At 68.2% G+C, this 19,666-nt stretch carries 16 protein-coding genes; 10 read left to right on the forward strand and 6 right to left on the reverse strand.

The genetic code is table 11. From position 1 onward, the window contains the following. Positions 1-50: 50 nt before the first annotated feature. From NL114_RS18755 to dnaK, 4 genes are all read left to right on the forward strand, one after another. Entirely contained in the window at positions 51-1,715 is a 1,665-nt protein-coding gene (locus NL114_RS18755; RefSeq protein ID WP_254822440.1) for a twin-arginine translocation signal domain-containing protein, read from the forward strand. A gap of 92 nt (positions 1,716-1,807) precedes the next feature. Further along, positions 1,808-2,437 (forward strand): nucleotide exchange factor GrpE, encoded by a 630-nt coding sequence (locus tag NL114_RS18760; RefSeq protein ID WP_254822441.1) that lies wholly within the window; start codon positions 1,808-1,810, stop codon positions 2,435-2,437. A gap of 139 nt (positions 2,438-2,576) precedes the next feature. Further along, positions 2,577-3,383 carry an endonuclease/exonuclease/phosphatase family protein gene (locus tag NL114_RS18765; RefSeq protein ID WP_254822442.1) on the forward strand — a complete coding sequence of 269 codons (807 nt, stop codon included), beginning with the start codon at positions 2,577-2,579 and terminating at the stop codon, positions 3,381-3,383. A gap of 168 nt (positions 3,384-3,551) precedes the next feature. After that, positions 3,552-5,507, forward strand: a complete 1,956-nt coding sequence (gene dnaK / locus NL114_RS18770) for a molecular chaperone DnaK (RefSeq protein WP_254822443.1) — start codon at positions 3,552-3,554, stop codon at positions 5,505-5,507. Positions 5,508-5,589: 82 nt separating this feature from the next. On the opposite strand, the gene NL114_RS18775 is transcribed toward dnaK, so the two are convergent. From NL114_RS18775 to NL114_RS18790, 4 genes are all read right to left on the reverse strand, one after another. Beyond that, entirely contained in the window at positions 5,590-7,263 is a 1,674-nt protein-coding gene (locus NL114_RS18775; protein ID WP_254822444.1) for a flavin-containing monooxygenase, read from the reverse strand. Between the two features lie 94 nt (positions 7,264-7,357). Beyond that, on the reverse strand, positions 7,358-8,425 hold the full coding sequence (locus NL114_RS18780; RefSeq protein WP_254822445.1) for a phosphotransferase family protein: 1,068 nt from the start codon (positions 8,423-8,425) through the stop codon (positions 7,358-7,360). Between the two features lie 63 nt (positions 8,426-8,488). After that, positions 8,489-10,198 carry an acetate--CoA ligase gene (locus NL114_RS18785; RefSeq protein WP_254822446.1) on the reverse strand — a complete coding sequence of 570 codons (1,710 nt, stop codon included), beginning with the start codon at positions 10,196-10,198 and terminating at the stop codon, positions 8,489-8,491. 63 nt (positions 10,199-10,261) lie between these two features. After that, entirely contained in the window at positions 10,262-11,329 is a 1,068-nt protein-coding gene (locus NL114_RS18790) for a phosphotransferase family protein (protein ID WP_254822447.1), read from the reverse strand. Between the two features lie 172 nt (positions 11,330-11,501). Between NL114_RS18790 and NL114_RS18795 the strand changes: the two genes are divergently transcribed. Then, a complete protein-coding gene (locus NL114_RS18795) occupies positions 11,502-11,819 on the forward strand; it encodes a monooxygenase family protein (protein WP_254822448.1) in 318 nt (105 codons plus the stop codon). 76 nt (positions 11,820-11,895) lie between these two features. On the opposite strand, the gene NL114_RS18800 is transcribed toward NL114_RS18795, so the two are convergent. Continuing rightward, positions 11,896-12,597 carry a twin-arginine translocation signal domain-containing protein gene (locus NL114_RS18800; protein ID WP_254822449.1) on the reverse strand — a complete coding sequence of 234 codons (702 nt, stop codon included), beginning with the start codon at positions 12,595-12,597 and terminating at the stop codon, positions 11,896-11,898. Positions 12,598-12,959: 362 nt separating this feature from the next. Continuing rightward, positions 12,960-14,888, reverse strand: a complete 1,929-nt coding sequence (locus NL114_RS18805) for a beta-CASP ribonuclease aCPSF1 (RefSeq protein ID WP_254822450.1) — start codon at positions 14,886-14,888, stop codon at positions 12,960-12,962. Positions 14,889-15,102: 214 nt separating this feature from the next. Between NL114_RS18805 and NL114_RS18810 the strand changes: the two genes are divergently transcribed. The 5 genes from NL114_RS18810 (at position 15,103) to NL114_RS18830 (ending at position 19,653) form a co-directional block, all read left to right on the forward strand. Next, positions 15,103-15,600, forward strand: a complete 498-nt coding sequence (locus NL114_RS18810; RefSeq protein ID WP_254822451.1) for a DUF7984 family protein — start codon at positions 15,103-15,105, stop codon at positions 15,598-15,600. 54 nt (positions 15,601-15,654) lie between these two features. Further along, positions 15,655-16,596 (forward strand): glucosyl-dolichyl phosphate glucuronosyltransferase, encoded by a 942-nt coding sequence (aglG, locus tag NL114_RS18815; protein ID WP_254822452.1) that lies wholly within the window; start codon positions 15,655-15,657, stop codon positions 16,594-16,596. Between the two features lie 68 nt (positions 16,597-16,664). Beyond that, positions 16,665-17,849 (forward strand): acyl-CoA dehydrogenase family protein, encoded by a 1,185-nt coding sequence (locus NL114_RS18820; RefSeq protein WP_254822453.1) that lies wholly within the window; start codon positions 16,665-16,667, stop codon positions 17,847-17,849. Between the two features lie 145 nt (positions 17,850-17,994). Then, positions 17,995-18,435, forward strand: a complete 441-nt coding sequence (locus NL114_RS18825; protein ID WP_254822454.1) for a universal stress protein — start codon at positions 17,995-17,997, stop codon at positions 18,433-18,435. 72 nt (positions 18,436-18,507) lie between these two features. Further along, positions 18,508-19,653, forward strand: coding sequence for a glycosyltransferase family 4 protein (locus NL114_RS18830; RefSeq protein ID WP_254822455.1), 1,146 nt, complete (start codon positions 18,508-18,510; stop codon positions 19,651-19,653). The last annotated feature ends 13 nt before the right edge of the window (positions 19,654-19,666 follow it).

Below are 19,666 nucleotides of genomic sequence, written 5' to 3' on the forward strand. Positions count from 1 at the left end.
TGTGGGTGCTCTCCCACCGGGACCGCCGAGCGCCCCCGGTCGCGGAACCGGTGGCGCCGGGCGTGTTGCCCCTGGCCCCTACAATGATGTGTCGGTGTTGCTACTCGATATCTGTGCTCGACGACGAGATTTCCCGCCGTCGAATGCTCGCCGCCGTGGGAATCGCTGGCGCTCTCGCCGGTTGTGGGTCCCCGTCCGAGGAGGAGACCACGCCGACATCATCGCCAGCGACGACCACGACAGCCTCACCGACCGAGACTGGAGTGCCGACGGCGACATCGACACCGGAACCCGAGGCCGAATTGGAGATCACATCGATCACACTGCAGCCGGATACCGTTACGGTCGGCGAGCCCATCGAGGTCGAGGTCGTCGCCCGCAACTCCGGTGACGCCGATGGGACGACCGATCTCTCGCTCGGTGTCGACGGCGAGGCGGTCAGCGAAGAGCGGGTCGAGGTACCAGCCGGGGAGGACATCCGGGTCGTGCTGACCAGCCCTGAAACATCCCGAGCCGGCATCGTGAGCGTGTCGGTCGACGGTCAGCCCGCCGGTGACGTTACCGTCGAGCCGCCGGAGGTCCTCCACGTCGCCCCGGACGGCGATGATTCCGCTCCTGGCATCGAAGATGCACCGCTTGCATCGATTCAGGAGGGGCTCCGACGGGCGATTCCCGGAGATACGGTCCGTCTCCACCCGGGCGAGTACCGTGAGGTCGTGCGGACAACACGGGATGGGACATCCGACCGACCGATAACGCTGACCGGCCCCGCTGAGGCGGTCGTTCGACCGCCGGCCCGGTCGGACGACTGTCTCATCGTCCACCACAGTCACTTCCACGTCACCGGGATAACGATAGACGGCCTGCTGGAACCGGAGCGGAGGTTCGCGGATTACAGCGCGTGGGCCGACCGGTGCGTGCTCGTCACTCCGACACCGCGATACGAGGCGGGAGTCGAGTATCTCCGCGATATCGTCATCGAACCGTCTCGCATCGGGAACTCCGGTCGGGCCCTGATCCAGACGATGCGGCTTCGCGACGCGTCGATCGGCGACTTCGAGCTCATCGGACCCGTGGGGATGCACTACGATCAACGTGTAGAGAACCACAAGGAGGGGCACATCCGCGAGATTGTCTACATCGGCAACTCGGAAACCGCACGCGGGACCTCGTATCACCCGTGGGAGACACTCGACCGCAGTCGGAACATCCGTATCCATCACATCGACAACAGCGAGGGGTACCGGAACGCCGAGTTCGTCGATATCAAACTCGGCAGTACGGATGTCACGGTCGAGTACTGTACCAACCGCAACTCGGGGCACTCGACCGAGCCCGCGTCGTGGTCGGCTGTCAATCTCGGCGGCAACGGCTGTACGATACGGTGGAACGATTTCGCGGACGGGCCTGTCGGCGTGAACCTCGCGGCCTGGGTACCGACGGGTGATATCGACGGGAGCGAGTGGGCACGAGACCACGAAATCTACGGTAATCGGTTCGCCGACTTCTCCGAGAAGGTATTCAACTTCGAATCGTCGGGGGATGTCGTCGGGTCCAGCCCGGAAGCACAGGCGGTCCTGTGCGGGAACGAGATCGAGGGGGCGAACGCCGATGAATACGCCTACGCGAGCGAGCGCTGCGAGGCGGCCGTCCCGGAAGGAGACGGAATCGGCCATTCCGGGGGAGAGCGCGCCGAGCCGGAGGACCGAGGATAAGGGCCCCGGATTCCGTCACCACCCGACCGAGCCAGTCCGGACGCGGAGTCGCATCTACAACCCTTATCCGCTACCGTCGCCAATCCGGACGTATGAGCGAGAAGGACGCCGCGCCCGATGCCGAGGACGCGGCGGACACCGACGGAGCCGCCGAGGACGACGCCGCCACGGACGTCGAAGCCGACGAGGAGCTCGTGGCCCGGGTCGAGGAGTCGGACCCGGAGACCATCGCCCGCGAGATCGCCTCGCTCCGGTCGGCCCGCCACGACGCCGAGGACGCTGCCGCGGAGTACGAGGAACGGGTGGAGGACCTCGAAGAGAAGCTCAAGCGCAAGCAGGCCGAGTTCCAGAACTTCAAGAAGCGGATGGAGCGCAAGCAAGAGGAGCAGAAGCAGCGCGCCACCGAGGAACTCGTCGAGCGGCTGCTCGACGTCCGGAACAACCTCGTCCGGGCGCTGGAGCAGGACGAGGACGCCGACATCCGTGGCGGCGTGCGGACGACGCTGGACCAGTTCGACCGCGTGCTCGACGCCGAGAACGTGGTCGCCATCGAGCCCGAACCGGGTGAGGAGGTCGACCCCCAGCGCCACGAGGTGCTGATGCGGGTCGGGAGCAACCAGCCCGAGGGGACCGTCGACGAGCTCCACCGCCCGGGCTACGAGATGGCCGAGAAGGTGTTGCAGGCCGCCCAGGTCACCGTCTCCGACGGCTCCGGCGAGTAACCAGCACGACCCGACACCCCACATTCTGGTCCGGTGCCGACCCACCGGGACCACCCTTTTGCGCTCGGCCCGCGCACGCTCGGGTGATGACGAAGCGCGGCCATGGACGGCCCCGGAGGGCGACGGAGGACGACCGACCGTGAGCGGCGTCGCACCGCTGCGGGTGATGACGTACAACGTCCGCTACGCGACGCTGGACGACGGCCCCCGGGCCTGGGCGAACCGCCGGGACGCCGTGGCGGCCACGGTCCGTGTCCACCGGCCCGACGTACTCTGCCTGCAGGAGGTCTGGCAGGACCAGCTCCCGGACCTCCGCGAGCGGCTCCCTGGCTACGAGTGGGCCACGGAGCGTCAGCAGACGGGAGAGCACACGCCCGTCGGCTACCGGCCCGAGCGACTGACTGCCGAGACGGTGGAACCGTTCGCGCTGGCGCCCGACCCCGCCGATATCGGCGCGACGGGGTGGGATGCCTCGGTCCCGCGGGTGGCGACGGAGGTTCGGTTCCGGGACCAGGAGACGGATGACACGTTCGACCTCGTCAACGTCCACTTCGACCACGCGGGCGCGCTGGCACGGCGCGAGAGCGCGCGCCTCGTCCGTGAACGGTTCGACGCCGCCCCGGCACTCCTCGTGGGAGACCTGAATGCCCGGCCCGCCTCCGGCCCGTACCGCTCGCTCGTCGAGACGCCGGGGCCGTTCACCGACGCCCGGCAGGCCGCGGACACGCGGTTCGGCCCCGGCGAGACGTACGTCGGCTTCGACGGCGAGGGGGTCGAGGAGGGCACCGACCGCGACCCGACCCGGGACAAGCGCATCGACTACGTTCTCGTCCGCAGCTTCGACGTGGCCCTCTACGCGACGGCCGCCGACGTGGACGCGACGTGGCGCCACCCCTCGGACCACCTGCCCGTCGTGGTCGACCTGCGTGCTGCGGGCCCGGACTGACCCGCGGCCAGTCCGGGACGGCGCACTGGTGATGCACTTCTGTTTGTACGTGTCGGTCCCGGAGAATCGTCGAACGGAAAACCGCACGAGGGCGACGGGGCCGCTACGAGGTGAATCGACCCGATTCAGCAAGGCTTAACGGCGCAAGACTGCTACTCCCGTCCAACAATGGCGAGCAACAAGATCCTCGGCATCGACCTGGGGACCACCAACTCCGCGTTCGCAGTGATGGAGGGTGGCGACCCCGAGATCATCGCGAACGCCGAGGGCGACCGCACCACGCCCTCCGTGGTCGCGTTCACGGACGACGGCGAGCGCCTCGTCGGGAAGCCCGCGAAGAACCAGGCCGTCCAGAACCCCGAGCACACCATCCAGTCCATCAAGCGGCACATGGGCGAGGACGGCTACACGGTCGACATCGAGGGCGAGGAGTACACGCCCGAGCAGATCTCGGCGATGATCCTCCAGAAGATCAAGCGCGACGCCGAGGACTACCTCGGCGACGAGGTCGAGAAGGCCGTCATCACGGTCCCCGCCTACTTCAGCGACCGCCAGCGTCAGGCCACGAAGGACGCCGGCGAGATCGCCGGCTTCGAGGTCGAGCGCATCATCAACGAGCCGACCGCGGCGTCGATGGCGTACGGCCTCGACGACGAGTCCGACCAGACCGTCCTCGTCTACGACCTCGGGGGCGGCACCTTCGACGTCTCCATCCTCGACCTCGGTGGTGGGGTGTACGAGGTCGTCGCCACGAACGGTGACAACGACCTCGGCGGCGACGACTGGGACCAGGCGCTCATCGACCACCTCGCCGACGAGTTCCAGGCCGAGCACGGCATCGACCTCCGCGAGGACCGGCAGGCGCTCCAGCGACTGAAGGACGCCGCCGAGGAGGCGAAGATCGAACTCTCCAACCGGAAGGAGGCGACCGTCACGCTGCCGTTCATCGCGGCCGACGACGACGGCCCGAAGGACTTAGAGGAGACCATCACCCGCGCGAAGTTCGAGTCGCTCACGTCGGACCTCATCAAGCGGACGGTCGGCCCGACGGAGCAGGCGCTCTCGGACGCCGGCTACGACAAGTCCGACATCGACGAGGTGCTGCTCGTCGGCGGCTCCACCCGGATGCCGCAGGTCCGCGAGAAGGTCGAGGAGATGGCCGGCCAGGACCCGCGCAAGTCCGTCAACCCGGACGAGGCCGTCGCGCTGGGCGCGGCCATCCAGGGTGGCGTCCTCTCCGGTGACGTGGACGACATCGTCCTGCTGGACGTGACGCCGCTCTCGCTCGGTATCGAGGTGAAGGGCGGCCTGTTCGAGCGCCTCATCGAGAAGAACACCACCATCCCGACCGAGGAGTCGAAGATCTTCACGACGGCCGCGGACAACCAGACGATGGTCAACGTCCGCGTGTTCCAGGGTGAGCGGGAGATGGCCGAGGGCAACGAGCTGCTCGGCGAGTTCCAGCTCACCGGCATCCCGCCGGCCCCCGCCGGCACGCCGCAGATCGAGGTGACGTTCAACATCGACGAGAACGGCATCGTCAACGTCGAGGCCGAGGACAAGGGCTCGGGCAACGCCGAGTCCATCACCATCGAGGGCGGCGCCGGCCTCTCCGACGAGCAGATCGAGGAGATGCAGGAGGAAGCTGAGGAGCACGCCGAGGAGGACCAGAAGCGCCGCGAGTTCGTCGAGACGCGCAACGAGGCCGAGTCGGCCGTCCAGCGCGCCGAGACGCTCCTCGACGAGAACGAGGAGGAGATCGACGACGACCTCCGGAGCGACATCGAGGCCGAGGTCGAGCGCGTCGAGGACGCCCTCGACGAGTACGAGGACGTCGAGTTCGAGGAGATCGACGAGGCCACGGAGGCGCTGGAATCGGCGACCGAGAGCCTGAGCCAGGAGCTTCAGGAGATCGGCAAGCAGATGTACCAGCAGCAGGCCCAGGCCGGCGCCGGCGGTGCCGGCGCGGGTGCCGGTCCCGGTGGCGCCGGTCCGGGCGGCATGGGTGGCGGCCCTGGCGGCATGGGCGGCGGCCCCGGCGGTGCCGGCCCGGGCGCCGAGGCCGACGACGAGGAGTACGTCGACGCCGACTTCGAGGACGTGGACGAGGACGACGAAGAGTAGAACTACTCGCCGAGTACCCGGATAGGCTCCTCGTTTTCGGACCTATTCGGCAGATGAGGAGTCGGCTCGAATCGTTCCAGAGCTACTGCTCCGGCAGGGGTGCGTCAGCAGCGTCCGAGAACTCGAAGCCGTCGTAGTCGTCGCGGGCGACGCGGTCGCAGATGTCGCGGTACATGTCGAGGCCGCCCGGGAACGGCGTGAACACCGCCGTCTTGCCGGGAACGTTGTCACCACGGTACCAGGAGTCGGCCTCCGAGAACAGCATGTTGTCCGCGAGCATGTTGGTGTTCGTGACCCACTGGGTCTCGGACGCCTCCGTCGGTTCGATGGTGTCGTGGCCGTGCTCGTCCATGTAGCCGATGCAGTCCTCGATCCACTCGACGTGCTGCTCGATGGAGAGCGGCATGTTCGTCAGGACCGACGGGGACTGCGGCCCGGTGATGGTGAACAGGTTGGGGAACCCACGGGTCATCAGGCCGAGGTAGGTCCGCGGGCCGTCGGCCCACTTCTCCTGCATCGTGAGGCCGTCGCGGCCCTCGATGTCCATCGCCAGGATGGCGCCCGTCATCGCGTCGAACCCCGTCGCGAACACGATGACGTCGAGGTCGTACTCGTCGGCGGTCGTCTGGATGCCACGGGCGGTGACGCGCTCGATGGGTTCGCCGTCGTCGCTGACGTCGACCAGCGAGACGTCGTCCCGGTTGTAGGTGCGGTAGTAGTCGTTGTAGTCCATCGGCGGCCGCTTCGCGCCGTACGGGTGGTCGCTCGGGACGAGTTTCTCGGCGGTTTCGGGGTCGTCGACCTTCGCGCGGATCTTCTCGCGGATGAACTCGGAGACGACGGCGTTGACCTCCATGTTCGTGAGGACGTGGCCCGGCTCGAAGGCGTGGAGGAAGCGGAAGCCGCCCTGCTGCCACCGGTCCTCCAGCGTCTCGCGGATCTCCTCCTCCGAGAGGCTGGCGGCGGAGTAGTGCTCGTGGTCGAACGGCATCCCCAGCCGTGAATCGCGCGCTTTCTCCCAGATCTCGTCGTAATTGGCGCGGATCTCCTCGTACTCGTCGTCCTCCAGCGGTCGGTTGCGCGCGGGGACGGCGTAGTTCGGCGTCCGCTGGAACACCGTCAGGTGCTCGGCTTTCCCGCCCGTCTCGGAGATGAACTGGATGCCCGTCGACCCGGTGCCGATGACGCCGACGTGCTTGTCGGAGAAGTCGACGCCCTCGTCGGGCCAGCGGGAGGTGTGGTGCCACTCGCCCTCGAACTCGTCGAGGCCGTCGAAGTCGGGTTTGAACGGCTCGGAGAGGCAGCCGACGCCGGTGATGAAGAAGCGCGTCTCGACCACCTCGCCGTCGGCCAGTGCGACCGTCCAGGTGCCCGCGTCCTCGTCGTACGTGGCCGATTCCACCTCGCGCTCGAACGCGATGTCGCGTCGCAGGTCGAGTTCGTCGGCGACGTAGTTCAGGTACTCCAGGATCTCGGGCTGTTCGGGGTAGCGCTCGGTCCACTCCCACGTCTCGCGGATCTCGTCGGAGAACGAGTAGCAGTAGATGTGGCTCTCGCTGTCGCAGCGCGCGCCCGGGTACGTGTTCCAGTACCAGGTCCCGCCGACGCCGTCGCCCTTCTCGTACACCTGCACGTCGTACCCCCGCTCGCGCAGGCGATGGAGCATGTACAGCCCGGAGAACCCCGCCCCGACGACGACGGCGTCTACGTCCGTGTTGCTCCCGGCCCGGCCCGTGCGTGCGTCCGCGTCAGACACTCTCAGTCACCGCACGGATGACAGTGTCAGTTCGCGTTAAAACTACTGCCTGTCTAGCGAGTGTCGACCATACCGACCCGATGCGGTCGCCGGGTCACAGCGTCCACTCCCCCTCGATGATGGCGAGCGCCCGCTCGGCCTGTGCGGGGACGCCCTCGCCCATCCGCTCGTACATCGGGTCGTCGACGCCGCCACGCAGGAACCGGGCGTAGAACATCTCGCCCAGCGCGGCCATCTTGAACGCCGCGAGTGCGAGGTAGAAGCGCGGGGTCGTGAACTCGCGGCCGGAGCGCGTCTCGTACCGCTCGATGAACTCCGTGCGGGTCGGGTAGTCCTCGCCGGCGAGGAAGGCGGGTGCGAACCGTTCGGAGACGACTCGCCGCCGGTCGTCCGGGTCGGGCCAGAAGTGGAGCGCGTACCCCAGGTCCGCGAGCGGGTCGCCCAGCGTGGACATCTCCCAGTCGAAGACGCCGGCGATGCGCGGGTCGTCGTCGGGCGCGAACATCACGTTGTCCAGTTTGTAGTCGCCGTGGACGAGCGCGTGGTCGGACTCGGCGGGCGCGTGCTCGGCGAGCCAGGAGCCGACCTCGTACAGTTCGGGGACCTCCCGCTCCTCGCTCGTCGTGTCGAGCGCCCAGATGCAGGCCTCCTGGAACCGCTCGACCTGCCGGTCCAGATAGCCCTCGGGATAGCCGAACTCGCCCGCCTCCAGGCCGACCGCATCGTAGTCGACCTCGTGGACGGCGACCAGCGCGTCGATGAACGCGTCCGCGAGGGCGCCGCGACGCTCGGGCGTGCCGAACCGGTCGGGCTCGTCGGTCCGGATCACGTCGCCCGCGACGCGGTCCATCACGTAGAACGGCACACCGAGCACGGACTCGTCGCTGCAGGAGACGACCGTCGGTGCCACCGGCACGTCGGTCCCCTGGAGCGCGTCGAGGATGCGGTACTCCCGGAGCACGTCGTGGGCGGTGTCGGCCGTTTCGTCCGGCGGCGGTCGCCGGACGACGAGGTCGCGGTCGCCCCAGGCCACGAACAGCGTCTCGTTGGAGTAGCCGCCCCCCTCGCCGGTCACGTCGAGCGTGTCGGCGGGACCCACCTCGCGCTCGAGGAACGACTGGAGCGCCGCGGTGTCGAGGGTCGAATCGGCCGGTTCGGACATGGCACGGTGGCGGAGTGGCGTGGGGAAATAGCTTCCCCCGGCGGTCGGGTTGTGGGCTCCGGGTCAGTCCGCCAGCCCCTCGCGCTCCCGGAGACTCTGCCGGCGGACCTTGCCGGTCGATGTCCGGGGCAGCTCGTCGACGAACTCGATCTCGCGGGGGTACTCGTACTTCGCAAGCCGGTCCTTCACGTGGGCCCTCAGCGCCTCCCGGAGGTCGTCGCTCGCCTCGTGGCCCTCGGCGAGCATGACGAACGCCTTCGGAACCTCGCCACGCTCCTCGTGCGGGACGCCGATGACGGCGGCGTCGGCGACGGCCTCGTGGCTGGCGAGCGAGTCCTCGACCTCCTCGGGGCCGATGCGGTAGCCCGAGGAGATGATGACATCGTCCTTCCGGGCCTCGAAGTAGCAGTAGCCGTCCTCGTCCATCCGCCCGAGATCTTCGGTCAGCAGCCAGCCGTCCTGCACCTTCGCGGCGGTCTTCTCGGGCTCGTTCCAGTACTCCTTGAAGCAGATGGGGTTCCCCTCGTACCGGACGGCGATCTCGCCGACCTCGCCGGGCTCGACTGGCTCCTCGCCCGTCTCCGGGTCGAGGATGGCGACCTCGTACCCGGGCGTCGCGAGGCCCATGCTCCCGGCACGTTGCTCGGCGAGCGCGGCGTTCTCGACGACGGAGACGTTCGCCTCGGTCTGCCCGTACCCCTCGTGGACGAGCGCGCCGTCGAAGGTGTCCTCGGCCCACTCGGCGACGGACTCGCCCAGCGACTCGCCGCCGCTCCCGATGACGCGGAGCGAGTCGACGTCGTGCCCCTCGCTCGGCACCTGCATCATGAACCGGAGCGCGGTCGGCGGGATGAACGCCATCGTGATGTCGTAGCGGTCGAGCAGGTCGAACGCCGTCGCCGGGTCGAACTCGCCCCCGTGATGAGCCAGAACCGGGCGCCCGTAGAACAGCGCCGAGAAGACGATGTTGAACAGCGAGGCGATCCACGCCCACTCGGCGGGGGTCCAGAAGCGCGTCCTCTCGCCGAACTCGAAGTTACCGACTGTCTGGATGCCCGGCAGGTGGCCCAGCAGCACCCGATGCGCGTGCCGGACGCCCTTCGGGTCGCCCGTCGTCCCGGAGGTGTAGATGAGCAGCGCGTCGTCCTCGGCGTCGGTCTCGACGGCCTCGTGGTCGGGTGACTGGTCGGGAACGGCCTCGTTGTACGCCCGCTCGTCACCCTCCGGGGACCCGTCGACGACGAGGACCGCATCGAGGCCGATGTCGTACTCGTCGCGGGCCCGCCGGAGCGCGTCGACGTTGCTCCCGTCGACGACGCAGGCGCTGGCATCCGCGTCGGCCAGCCGGTAGCCGACCCCGTCAGGCCCGAACAGGGTCGAGAGCGGCACGGAGACGGCCCCGAGCTTCCACGCGGCGACGTGGGCGATAGCCGCCTCGGGTTTCTGTGGGAGGTTCACGCCGACACGATCGCCCCGCTCGACGCCGTTCGCGGCGAGGTGGTTCGCGAGTCGGCTCGCCTCCGCCTCGAACTCGGCGAAGGTGTACGTGCCCTGCTCGCCGGACCCGTCCTCGCGGGCTTCGCCCGCTGCGGTGTGGTCCTCGACGAACAGCGCCGTCTCGTCGGGTGTCTCCTCGGCCCAGCGGTCGCAGACGTACGCCGCCATGTTGAACCGGTCCGGGATTTCCCACTCGAACCAGTCGCGCAACTCGTCGAAGCTCTCCCAGTCGTGCTCGTGGAACTGGTACCTGTCCAGCCGTTCAGTGGTTGCCATGACACTCGGCAGCAGTGGACAGGGCAAAGGCGTTTGCACCGGGACGATTCGAGCAGGCGTCCGCTACAGTGGTTCCTCGCCCTCGATGATGCGCTTCGCCCGGGTAGCCAGTTTCGGGACGCCCGCCTCCAGCGCGGGGTAGAGCGGGTCGTCGGCGTCGCCGGCCCGGTAGCGGAAGTACATCGCCTCCGTCGTGGTGACGATCTTGTACGCCGCGAGGCCGCGGTAGAACCGCTCGTTCGTGAACTCCCGACCCGTGCGCTCCTCGTAGCGGGCGACGAGCTCCCGCCGGGTCGGGTAGTCCTCCTGCTCCATGAACGTCGGGACCAGCCCCTCCGGCAGGGCGGGCTCGGCGTCGCCCGCATCCCGCCAGAAGACGAGCATCCACCCCAGGTCCGCGAGTGGGTCACCGAGCGTCGCCAGCTCCCAGTCCAGCACGCCCGTGATCTCGGGCGGTGTTCCGGGCGCGAACATGACGTTGTCGAGCTTGTAGTCCCCGTGGACGAGTGTGTGGTCGGCCTCGTCGGGGACGTTGTCGGCGAGCCACTCGCCCACCTCGCGGATGTGGGGGACCTCGCGGTCCTGCTCGGTCGTCGGGAGGAACCACTCCAGTTGCTCGGTGAAGGTCTCGACCTGGCGCTCGAGGTAGCCCTCGGGATAGCCGAACTCGCCCTCTGCAAGGCCGACAGCCTCGTGGTCGACAGCGTGGACCTCGGCCAGCGTGTCGACCAGTTCCTCGCCGACGGTTCGACGGTGGTCGGCCGTGGCGAACCGCTCGGGCTCGCTCGTCCGCAGTACGTCCCCGTCGAGCCGTTCCAGCAGCACGAAGTCACAGCCCAGGACGGACTCGTCGTCGCAGGTGGCCACGACCTCGGGCACGGGCACCTCGCCCCCGACGGCATCCATCACACGAGCCTCCCGGAGGACGTCGTGGGCGCCCTCGGCGTGGGCGCCGGCGGGCGGCCGTCGGAGGACCAGGTCGCGGTCGCCCCACTCGAGGAACAGCGTCTCGTTCGAGAGCCCGTCGCCATGGTGTTCGACGGTGAGGTCGGTGTCGGCCCCACCACCCAGTTGCTCGCGGCAGAACGCGGCGAGCGCGGCTTCATCGACGAGGGCGGAGGAGTCCGTCACCGCCGAGTCACCCGTTCACGCCCCTGCCCGCCACGGTGTTCCGTTCGATGCATGCCCCGCCCATCGCCGTCCGCCGGCAATAGCGTTCGGGGCGTCACAGCGCGCGACCGGCACGGACGAGTCGCACGGTTCCGAGTCCCGTCGCGAGGAAGCCGGCCAGCGACACGGTCCAGTGACTCCCGGTGAGCACGGCATCGTAGCCGAGCGTGACGGGGATACTGGCGAGGACCGCATCGACCCCGGTGACATGCACGTCCCGGCGTGGCGGTGGTTCAACGAGGGCGACGATGGCGGCCTCGCCTTCTGGGCCGAACTGTACGTCATCGAACCCGAGAACTACGAGACGTTCTTCCGGAACGTCGAGGGCGTCGGCCTCTCGCGGTTCGGCCGGATGGTGCCGATGGCAGAGCACGAGCGGCAACTGGGGCTAGCCGGGAGCGTGGTGGCGTCCGAGGAGCCGGTTGCCGCTGATGACGGAGAGAGTGAGTGAGGGCAGGGTCTTCTCCGGCGCTGAACGGCGATATCGAATCGCCCGTGGGTGTCAGTTCCAAAGTTCCGTGCTGACGTCAGGGTGGGTCGTCCCATCGCTGTTCGAGGTGCGCCTCGACGGTCGTCTCCTCGTTGACACGGAGGCTCTTGCCGACACGGTGGGCGACTTCCATGACCGACGCCCGGCAGTCCTCGGGAATCGACTCGTCGGCCCCGGCCCTGGCGTTGCTGGAGATGTTGACCGGGAAGTACAGCTTCGTGTCACCGACGGTGTAGGGCAGGTGTCCGTTGAGCTTGTATATCTCGTCCGTCTCGCTGGAGATATTGGCTCTCTCGAACGAATAGAGCGTGACCGTCTCGCTGCCGAACTCGACGTCGGCCACCGCTGGCTCCCCCCTGGGCTCACCCGGCTCGTCCGTCACGGCATCCTCATTGAGGTTGATGCCGACGGCGACTCCGATTCTGCTGCCGTTGGCCCCATCCGACCCGATGCCCCACCCATTGTCGCCCGGGAGGTCGCCGGATGAGGAGTTCCCCTCCAGCACCGCAGGGATGTCGAAGTCACAGATCGTGGGCACCGCGCCGACGTCGTAGGCGACGAACCCCCCCGGGAAGCGGCTACACAGGTCCTGGACGGTTGTTCCAGAGTTGCCCTCGCCGCTCCCGTCCCCGCCATTTCCGCTCTCCCCGTCACCGGAACAGCCAGCGAGGCCTGTCGCCGCGGCCAGTGCGGCGCTCGTCTGGAGTAGTCGCCGGCGTGAAAATCCTTGACCCGGCATGTTATGCCGCCCTTTTACTCATCGAAGTCATGTCAATCTTAAAACTCATGTGTGAATTGGGGAAGTCGTGGAAAATAAAGTTACTGGCCGGATTCAGTCGCAGTCAGTCGTCCGTACGCGGTCGATGAACTCACCCTCTGTATCGGTCCCGGTATTCGTGTCACTTACCTAGAATCCCCACCAATATCGTCGCTGCATACGCGCGAGCGGAGCGAGGAGCGGCCTTCTTCTGAACGTTTTTTGCGCAAGAGGTTCGCGGGCTCCGCCCGCGAACGAATAGCTGGTCGGCGTGGCCGACCAGCCGGTTCCGCAGGCGGACGCCGTCAGGCGCCCGCCGAGGAAACCCGCCGCGCAGAAAAGCTCTATTTGAACCGGAACGTCTCCAGGTTCTTCGGCGCGAACGTCCGCATGTTGAACTCGTGGTAGAGTGCGCTGGAGAGGTCCTGCGTGGAGGACTCGTCGCCGTGGACACAGAGCACCTTCTCCGGGCGTGGGTTCATCGTGCGGACGAAGTTCTCCAGTCCCTGGCGGTCGGCGTGGCCGGAGAAGCCGTCGACGGTCTCGACATCGAGATCCAGCGAGAGGGTGTTCCCGCGGCCGCCGCCGTTGCCGCGGTCGTTCATCGGGATCTCGTCCCAGCCGTTCTGGATGCGACGGCCGAGTGTCCCCTGGGCCTGGTAGCCGACGAACACCATCCGGTTCTGCTCGTCGCCCCCGAGGTGGCGGAGCCAGGACATGATGGGGCCGCCGGTGACCATCCCCGACGTGGAGAGGACGATACAGGGGCCACCGTCGGCGACCTCCTCCCGTTCCTCCTCGCCGCCGTCGATGTGGTTGAACTCGTCGGCGAGGAACGGGTTCTCGTCCTCGTGGAAGATGCGGTCGCGGAGGTCGTCGCGGAGGTACTCGGGATAGGTGGTGTGGATGGCCGTCGCCTCCCAGATCATCCCGTCGAGGTGGACCGGCATCTTCGGGATGTCGCCGGAGCGCATCGCCTCCTCCAGGACGAGCATGATCTCCTGCGAGCGGCCGACCGCGAACGCCGGAATCAGGACCTTCCCGTCGCGCTCGTAGGTCTCGTTGATGACGCGCTTGAGGTTCCGCTCTGAGTCCTCCTGGTCTGTCTGGTAGTCGTTGCGGCCGCCGTACGTCGACTCCAGGACGAGCGTCTCGACGCGGGGGAACTCGTTGACGGCTCCGTTGAACAGTCGGGTATCCTCGTAGTGGATGTCACCGGAGAACGCGACGTTGTAGAGGCCGTCGCCGATGTGGAAGTGCGCGATGGAGGAGCCGAGGATGTGCCCGGCGTTGTGCAGCGTGAGCTTGATGTCCGGCGCGATATCGGTCACGTCGCCGTACTCGATGTCGATGCAGTGCTTGATGGCCTCCCGGACCATCTCGGACTCGTAGGGCGGCGTCCGGCCCTCCTTCGCGGCCACGTCGAGGTAGTCGAGCGTCAGGAGGCCCATCAGGTCGCGTGTCGGTTCGGTGCAGTAGATGGGGCCGTCGTAGCCGTACTTGAACAGCAGCGGGATGAGCGCGGAGTGGTCGAGGTGGGCGTGGGTCAGGACGACCGCGTCGAGGTTCTGCGCACCAGCGCCGAGGGCCTCGGGCACCTGCAGGTAGGGCACCTCGTCCTCGGCCCCGGGCTTGTCGCCGCAGTCGATGAGGATGCGCGTCTCGGCCGTCGAGAGGATGAACGCGGCGCGGCCGACCTCGCGGCAGCAGCCGAGCGTGGTGATGCGGACCCACTGCTCGTTGGCCATCTCCTCGCGGTGGATCTGCCGACCGACGCGTTCGAGGATGTCGCGTCGCTCCTCGCGCTCCTGCTTGAGGAAGTTCCGGACGTTCGAGACCGTCGAGGACTCGATCGGCGGTGTGCGGACGACCTCGGGGGTCCAGCCGACCTCCTTCGTGATCTCGCGGAGCGTGGAGCCGTGGCGCCCGATGACCATCCCGGGCTTCTCGGCCTCGATGACGACCTCGCCGGTGTCGGCGTGGAAGTCGAGGTCTGTGACACCTGCCTCCTCGGGGATGATACCCGTGATGCGCTCGCGGGCGTCGTCCGGGCGCGAGAGGCTGTCCGGGTCCGGTCGGACGGTGATACGCTTGCGGAGCTTCGAGGCGAGGCTCCGAACGAGGTCACCGTTCTCCGCGAACTTCTTCGGGTCCCTCGTGTAGATGACCAGTTCCGGACCCTCGTACTTCACGTCGGAGATCGAGATATCGCTGGGGACCTCGTCCGTGATCGTTTCCTTCAGTTCGTCGAGTTGCCGCTCTACTGCGCTCATAGATACGAGAGCGGGCTCCGGCAACTGCCACCCGAAGCTCGGGACCGACCGTGTCGGTCGTCTCCGTGCAACGACGTGTGCGACGGGATAACTATCATACCCTTGACCGGTCCGGAGCGTATCCGGACGTCTGCGGGACGTGGTGCCGGAAAACCCGCGTGTACCTGCTCCTATCGCCGACTGTTATTAAAAGCCTTCGGGACGACCAGGGTGTATGCGCGTCACACCTGCTGTCGTGGCCGACGAGCACGAGTGGGTCCGCGACCGTGACTCGGTGGTCGACCTCGTGAACCGGGTCCGTGCCGACCTCGGCACGGCGTTCGACACGAGTGTGGACTCCATCACCACCGACCAGTACCGCACGGAGGTGGACCGCGTCTTCGCCGACGGCGACGTGGCCGTCAACGTCGCGGCGCTCGTGGGGCTGCTGCGGGACCTCGACGTCGAGGGTGACTACCCGGGGTTCGTGGTCGACGAGTATCTCGGTCGCGAGCTGGCAGCGACCATCGCCAGCACGAAGGGCCGCCCGTTCTCGATGCTCGCGGAGGCCACCTTCCACGTCGCCGACGTGGGTACGCACGGGACTCCCGACGAGCCCGCGGGCACCGACGACCTCGACGCGGCGCTCGCAGCGGGATTCCAGACCCGCCTCCCGGGCTGGAACTGGACCGAGGGCGAGAGCCCGTTCGCGGTCGGGGGAGACGAGGAGTGACCGCGGGGGCCGGACCCGGAAAGCCTATGCGCGCCGTCCCCGGACCGGCCGGGCGTGCAGGTCTCCGTCGTCCTCTGTACGCACACGCTGGAGCGCTACGAGTACCTGACCGACGCCGCCGAGAGCGTCCTCACCGGGACGTACGACGACCTCGAACTCGTCTGTGTCAGTGACGGGAACGAGGCGGTGTACGAGCGGATGCAGGAGGACTACGGCGACCATCCGACGGTCGTGACGGACTGCCTCGATGAGAACAGCGGCCTCCTCACCGCACGGAACCACGGCGCCGAGCTGGCCTCCGGCGACGTGGTCGCCTTCCTCGATGACGACGCCATCGCCTGCGAGGCGTGGTTGGAACTGCTGGTCGACGCCTATCGGGAGCACGACGCCCTCGCCGTCGGCGGGCGGATGACGCCGCGCTGGGAGGCACCGGATGGCGAACCGGGCATCCTCCCCGAGGAGTTCTACTGGCTCGTCGGCGTCACCCACCGCGGCTTCGGCCCGGACGGCGACCCCGGCGAGCCGGGGTGGGTCCGGAACACGATGGGTTCGAACATCTCCTTCCGGGCCGAGGTGTTCGCCGAACTCGGCGGCTTCGACGTGGACATCGGCGGGCGGAAGGGCGACAACCACCTACAGGGCGGGGAGTCGGAACTCTGTGCCCGGCTGCGCGCCGAGTACGACCAGCGCGTCTGGTACGTCCCGGAGGCGACCGTCGAACACCGCATCTTCGAGTATCGGACGGAACCCGACTGGCTCCTCGAGCGGGCGTTCTGGCAGGGCTACTCGAAGCGCGGGATGGAGCGGTTCGTCCCCGAGTCGACGGGCGCGGAGGGGGAGTTCCTCGGCGATCTGCTCGGTGAGTTCGTCCCCGACCGGCTACGTGGCCTCGTGCTGCGGCCATCCGCGGCCGCGGCGCTCCAGCTCCTGTTCCTGTTCGTGTTCACGGGAGCTGTCGGCACGGGCTACCTGTACGGCATCGTGAAGTGGGGCTGAGCCGGCCGGCGAGAAGCCACCGCCACCCCAGCCGAACGCATAAGCGACATCCGACCCCAGCGTACGCCATGTCGTTCGAACTCACGGCCGAGCAACGGGCGATCCGCGAGGCCGTCCGCGACTTCGGGGAGTCCGAGATACGGCCGGTCGCGAAGGAGTACAACGAGCAGGGGCGATACCCCGAGGAACTCCGGCAACAGGCCGCCGACCTCGACCTCGTGGCACCGCACATCCCGGAGGCGTACGGCGGCGCGGGGATGGACGGCGTCTCGACGGTCATCGTCACCGAGGAACTGTGGCGCGCGGACCCCGGTGTCGGCGGCGCCATCGCCGCCGCCGACTTCGGGACCGGGATGATACTGGAGTACGGCGACGAGTGGATGAAGGAGGAGGTCCTGCCGCGGGTCACGGGTGGCGAGACGCCCATCGCGACCTGCATCTCGGAACCGGCCCATGGCTCGAACGTCGCCGGGATGGAGACGCGCGCCCGGAAGGACACCGCCGAGCAAAGCTCGGCGAGCCCTGCGACGGCGTCGCAGGAGGGAGACGAGTACGTCATCGACGGCGAGAAGATGTGGATAACGAACGGCACCGTCGCGGACGTCTACATCGTGATGGCCAAGACCTCACCCGAGGACGGCCATGCCGGCATCACGGCCTTCCTCACCGAGTCCGACCGGGACGGCATCGAGGCCGCCCGCATCACCAACAAGCTCGGCATCCACGCCCAGGACACCGCCGAGATCCGGTTCGACGGGCTCCGAATCCCGGCCGAGAACGTCGTCGGGGAGGTGGACCGGGGGTTCTACCAGCTGATGGAGTTCTTCGCGCCGGCCCGTGCGGACGTGGCCGGGCAAGCTACGGGCGTCGCGCAGGCCGCACTCGACGCGGCCGTCGCGTACGCGAGCGAGCGCGAGCAGTTCGACCAGCCCATCGCCGAGTTCCAGGCCATCCGGCACAAGCTCGCGGAGATGGCGACCGACATCGAGGCCGCCCGCTCGCTGGCCTACCGGGCGGGGTCGGCCATCGACAGCGGCGACACGGACGAGGCGACCCGGCTCGCCTCGATGGCGAAGCTGTTCGCCTCCGAGCACGCCGTCGACGTGACCGACGAGGCCATCCAGGTCCACGGGGGCGCCGGCTACGTCGACGACCACCCCGTCGAGCGCTACTACCGCGACGCCCGCGTCACGAAGATCTACGACGGCACCTCCGAGATACAGAAGAACATCATCTCGGAGCAATTGCTGTGACATACCACATATCCTCCATCTTAACCAGATAGCCGGGTTTCGGTGCCGAAGAAAGGTAAGTAAGCCAGTAATATCGCCGCCACCCACGTACATACGAGTCGGAATCACCGATGCGTTTAGGCGTGTCAACGAACAACATCCACGTATGAGATTCGTCGTAGCCGTCGACGGAACGCCCGGGAGCGAGCGTGTACTGGAACACGCGGCGTCGCTGGCGGGGGCGGCGGACGCCGACCTGGTGCTGGTCCACGCGGTCAACCCCTCCGTGTACGAGGTGATGGACGGTCCCGTTCGGGACGGGAGCAACGCCGAGGAGCGGCTCCTGCTGGAGAGTACCGAGGACGCCGAGGAACGCGGCGAGCAGCTCCTGGAGCGGGCCGCCGAGCGGGTCGAAGGGGTCAACGCGGAGACGGAGTTGCTCTACGGCTCCCCCGCGAGCGCCATCGCCGAGTACGCCGAGGAGATCGGCGCCGACGGGGTGTTCGTCGGCCATCGCGACCTCAGCGAGGAGCAAGAGCGGGTGCTCGGCAGCGTCGCGAAGCGGCTCGTCGACAACTCCCCCGCCCCCGTGACCGTCGTTCGCTGACCACCGACAGTCCGTCGCCCCCGAACGGCCGCGACCGGTACCGCTTTGGTGCCGGCTCCGGGACGGTCCGGCGTGTCCGAGTCGGTCCCCGAGGTCTGCGTCGTCACCCATCCACTCTCCTCGGCCGGGGAGAACGCCACCCGGAGCCTCCTCGATATCCTCGGTGCTCTGACGACGGTGTCGCTCGTCACGGCCGACCTCCCGGCCGACTCCGAGATCCGGGACCGACACGAGGTGGTCGAGCTGACCGAGCGGGGCGCCGGCGACTCGCTCCCGGTCGCCGCCACCCGCTTCCTTCGCAACCAGCTCCGGATGTGCCGAGCGATAGCCCGGCGCGACGAGGAGGTGGTGCTGTTCTTCGGGGCGACAGCGTACCTCCTGCCGGTCCTGTTCGCCCGACTCCGCGGGAAGACCGTCCTGCTCCAGCCTCGCGGGGACGTGCCACTGACACTCCGGCTGAACTGGGAACAGCGGGTCCCCTCGCCGCTCGCGGGGCTGCTTGCCGGTTCGGTCCGTGCGCTGGAGCGCCTGGACTACGCCATCGCCGACGGCGCCATCACGTACACGCCGTCGATGGCCGAGGAGCTGGGGCTCGACCCCGACTCGCCGCGTGTCTACCCGAACGGAGCGCGCTACATCCGTGTCGACGAGTTCCGCCCCCGGACGCCGTTCACGGAGCGCGAGCGCCGCGTCGGCTTCCTCGGCCGGCTCGACGAGGAGAAGGGTGTCCGGGAGCTCGCACAGGTGGCGAAGCGACTGCCCGACGACGTGACGTTCTCGTTCATCGGCGACGGCCGGCTCTCCGGGTGGCTGGAGACCGAACTCGCCGACGAGATCGCGGCCGGCCGCGTCGAACTCCGCGGCTGGGTGGACCACGACGAGGTGCCGGCGGAGCTGTCGCGGCTCCAGTTGCTCGTGATGCCCTCCCAGCCGACCGAGGGGCTCCCAACGACCATCCTGGAGGCGCTCGCCTGCGGGACGCCCGTCTACGCCACCCCCGTCTCCGGCGTGCCGGACGTGGTTCGGGCGAACGAGACGGGCTTCCTGATGGATTCGCGTGACCCGGACGACATCGCGGCCGGCATCGAGAGCATCCTGGCGCGCGAGGACCTCGCCGACGTGTCGCTGCGGGGGCGACGGCTCATCGAGACGGAGTTCAGCCTCGACGCGGCAATCGAGCGCTATCGGGCCATCCTGACGGCGGCCGTCGGCGACTGAGGGCCGCCCCCGG

This window comes from Haloglomus halophilum (genome assembly GCF_024298885.1).
Lineage (GTDB): Archaea > Halobacteriota > Halobacteria > Halobacteriales > Haloarculaceae > Haloglomus > Haloglomus halophilum.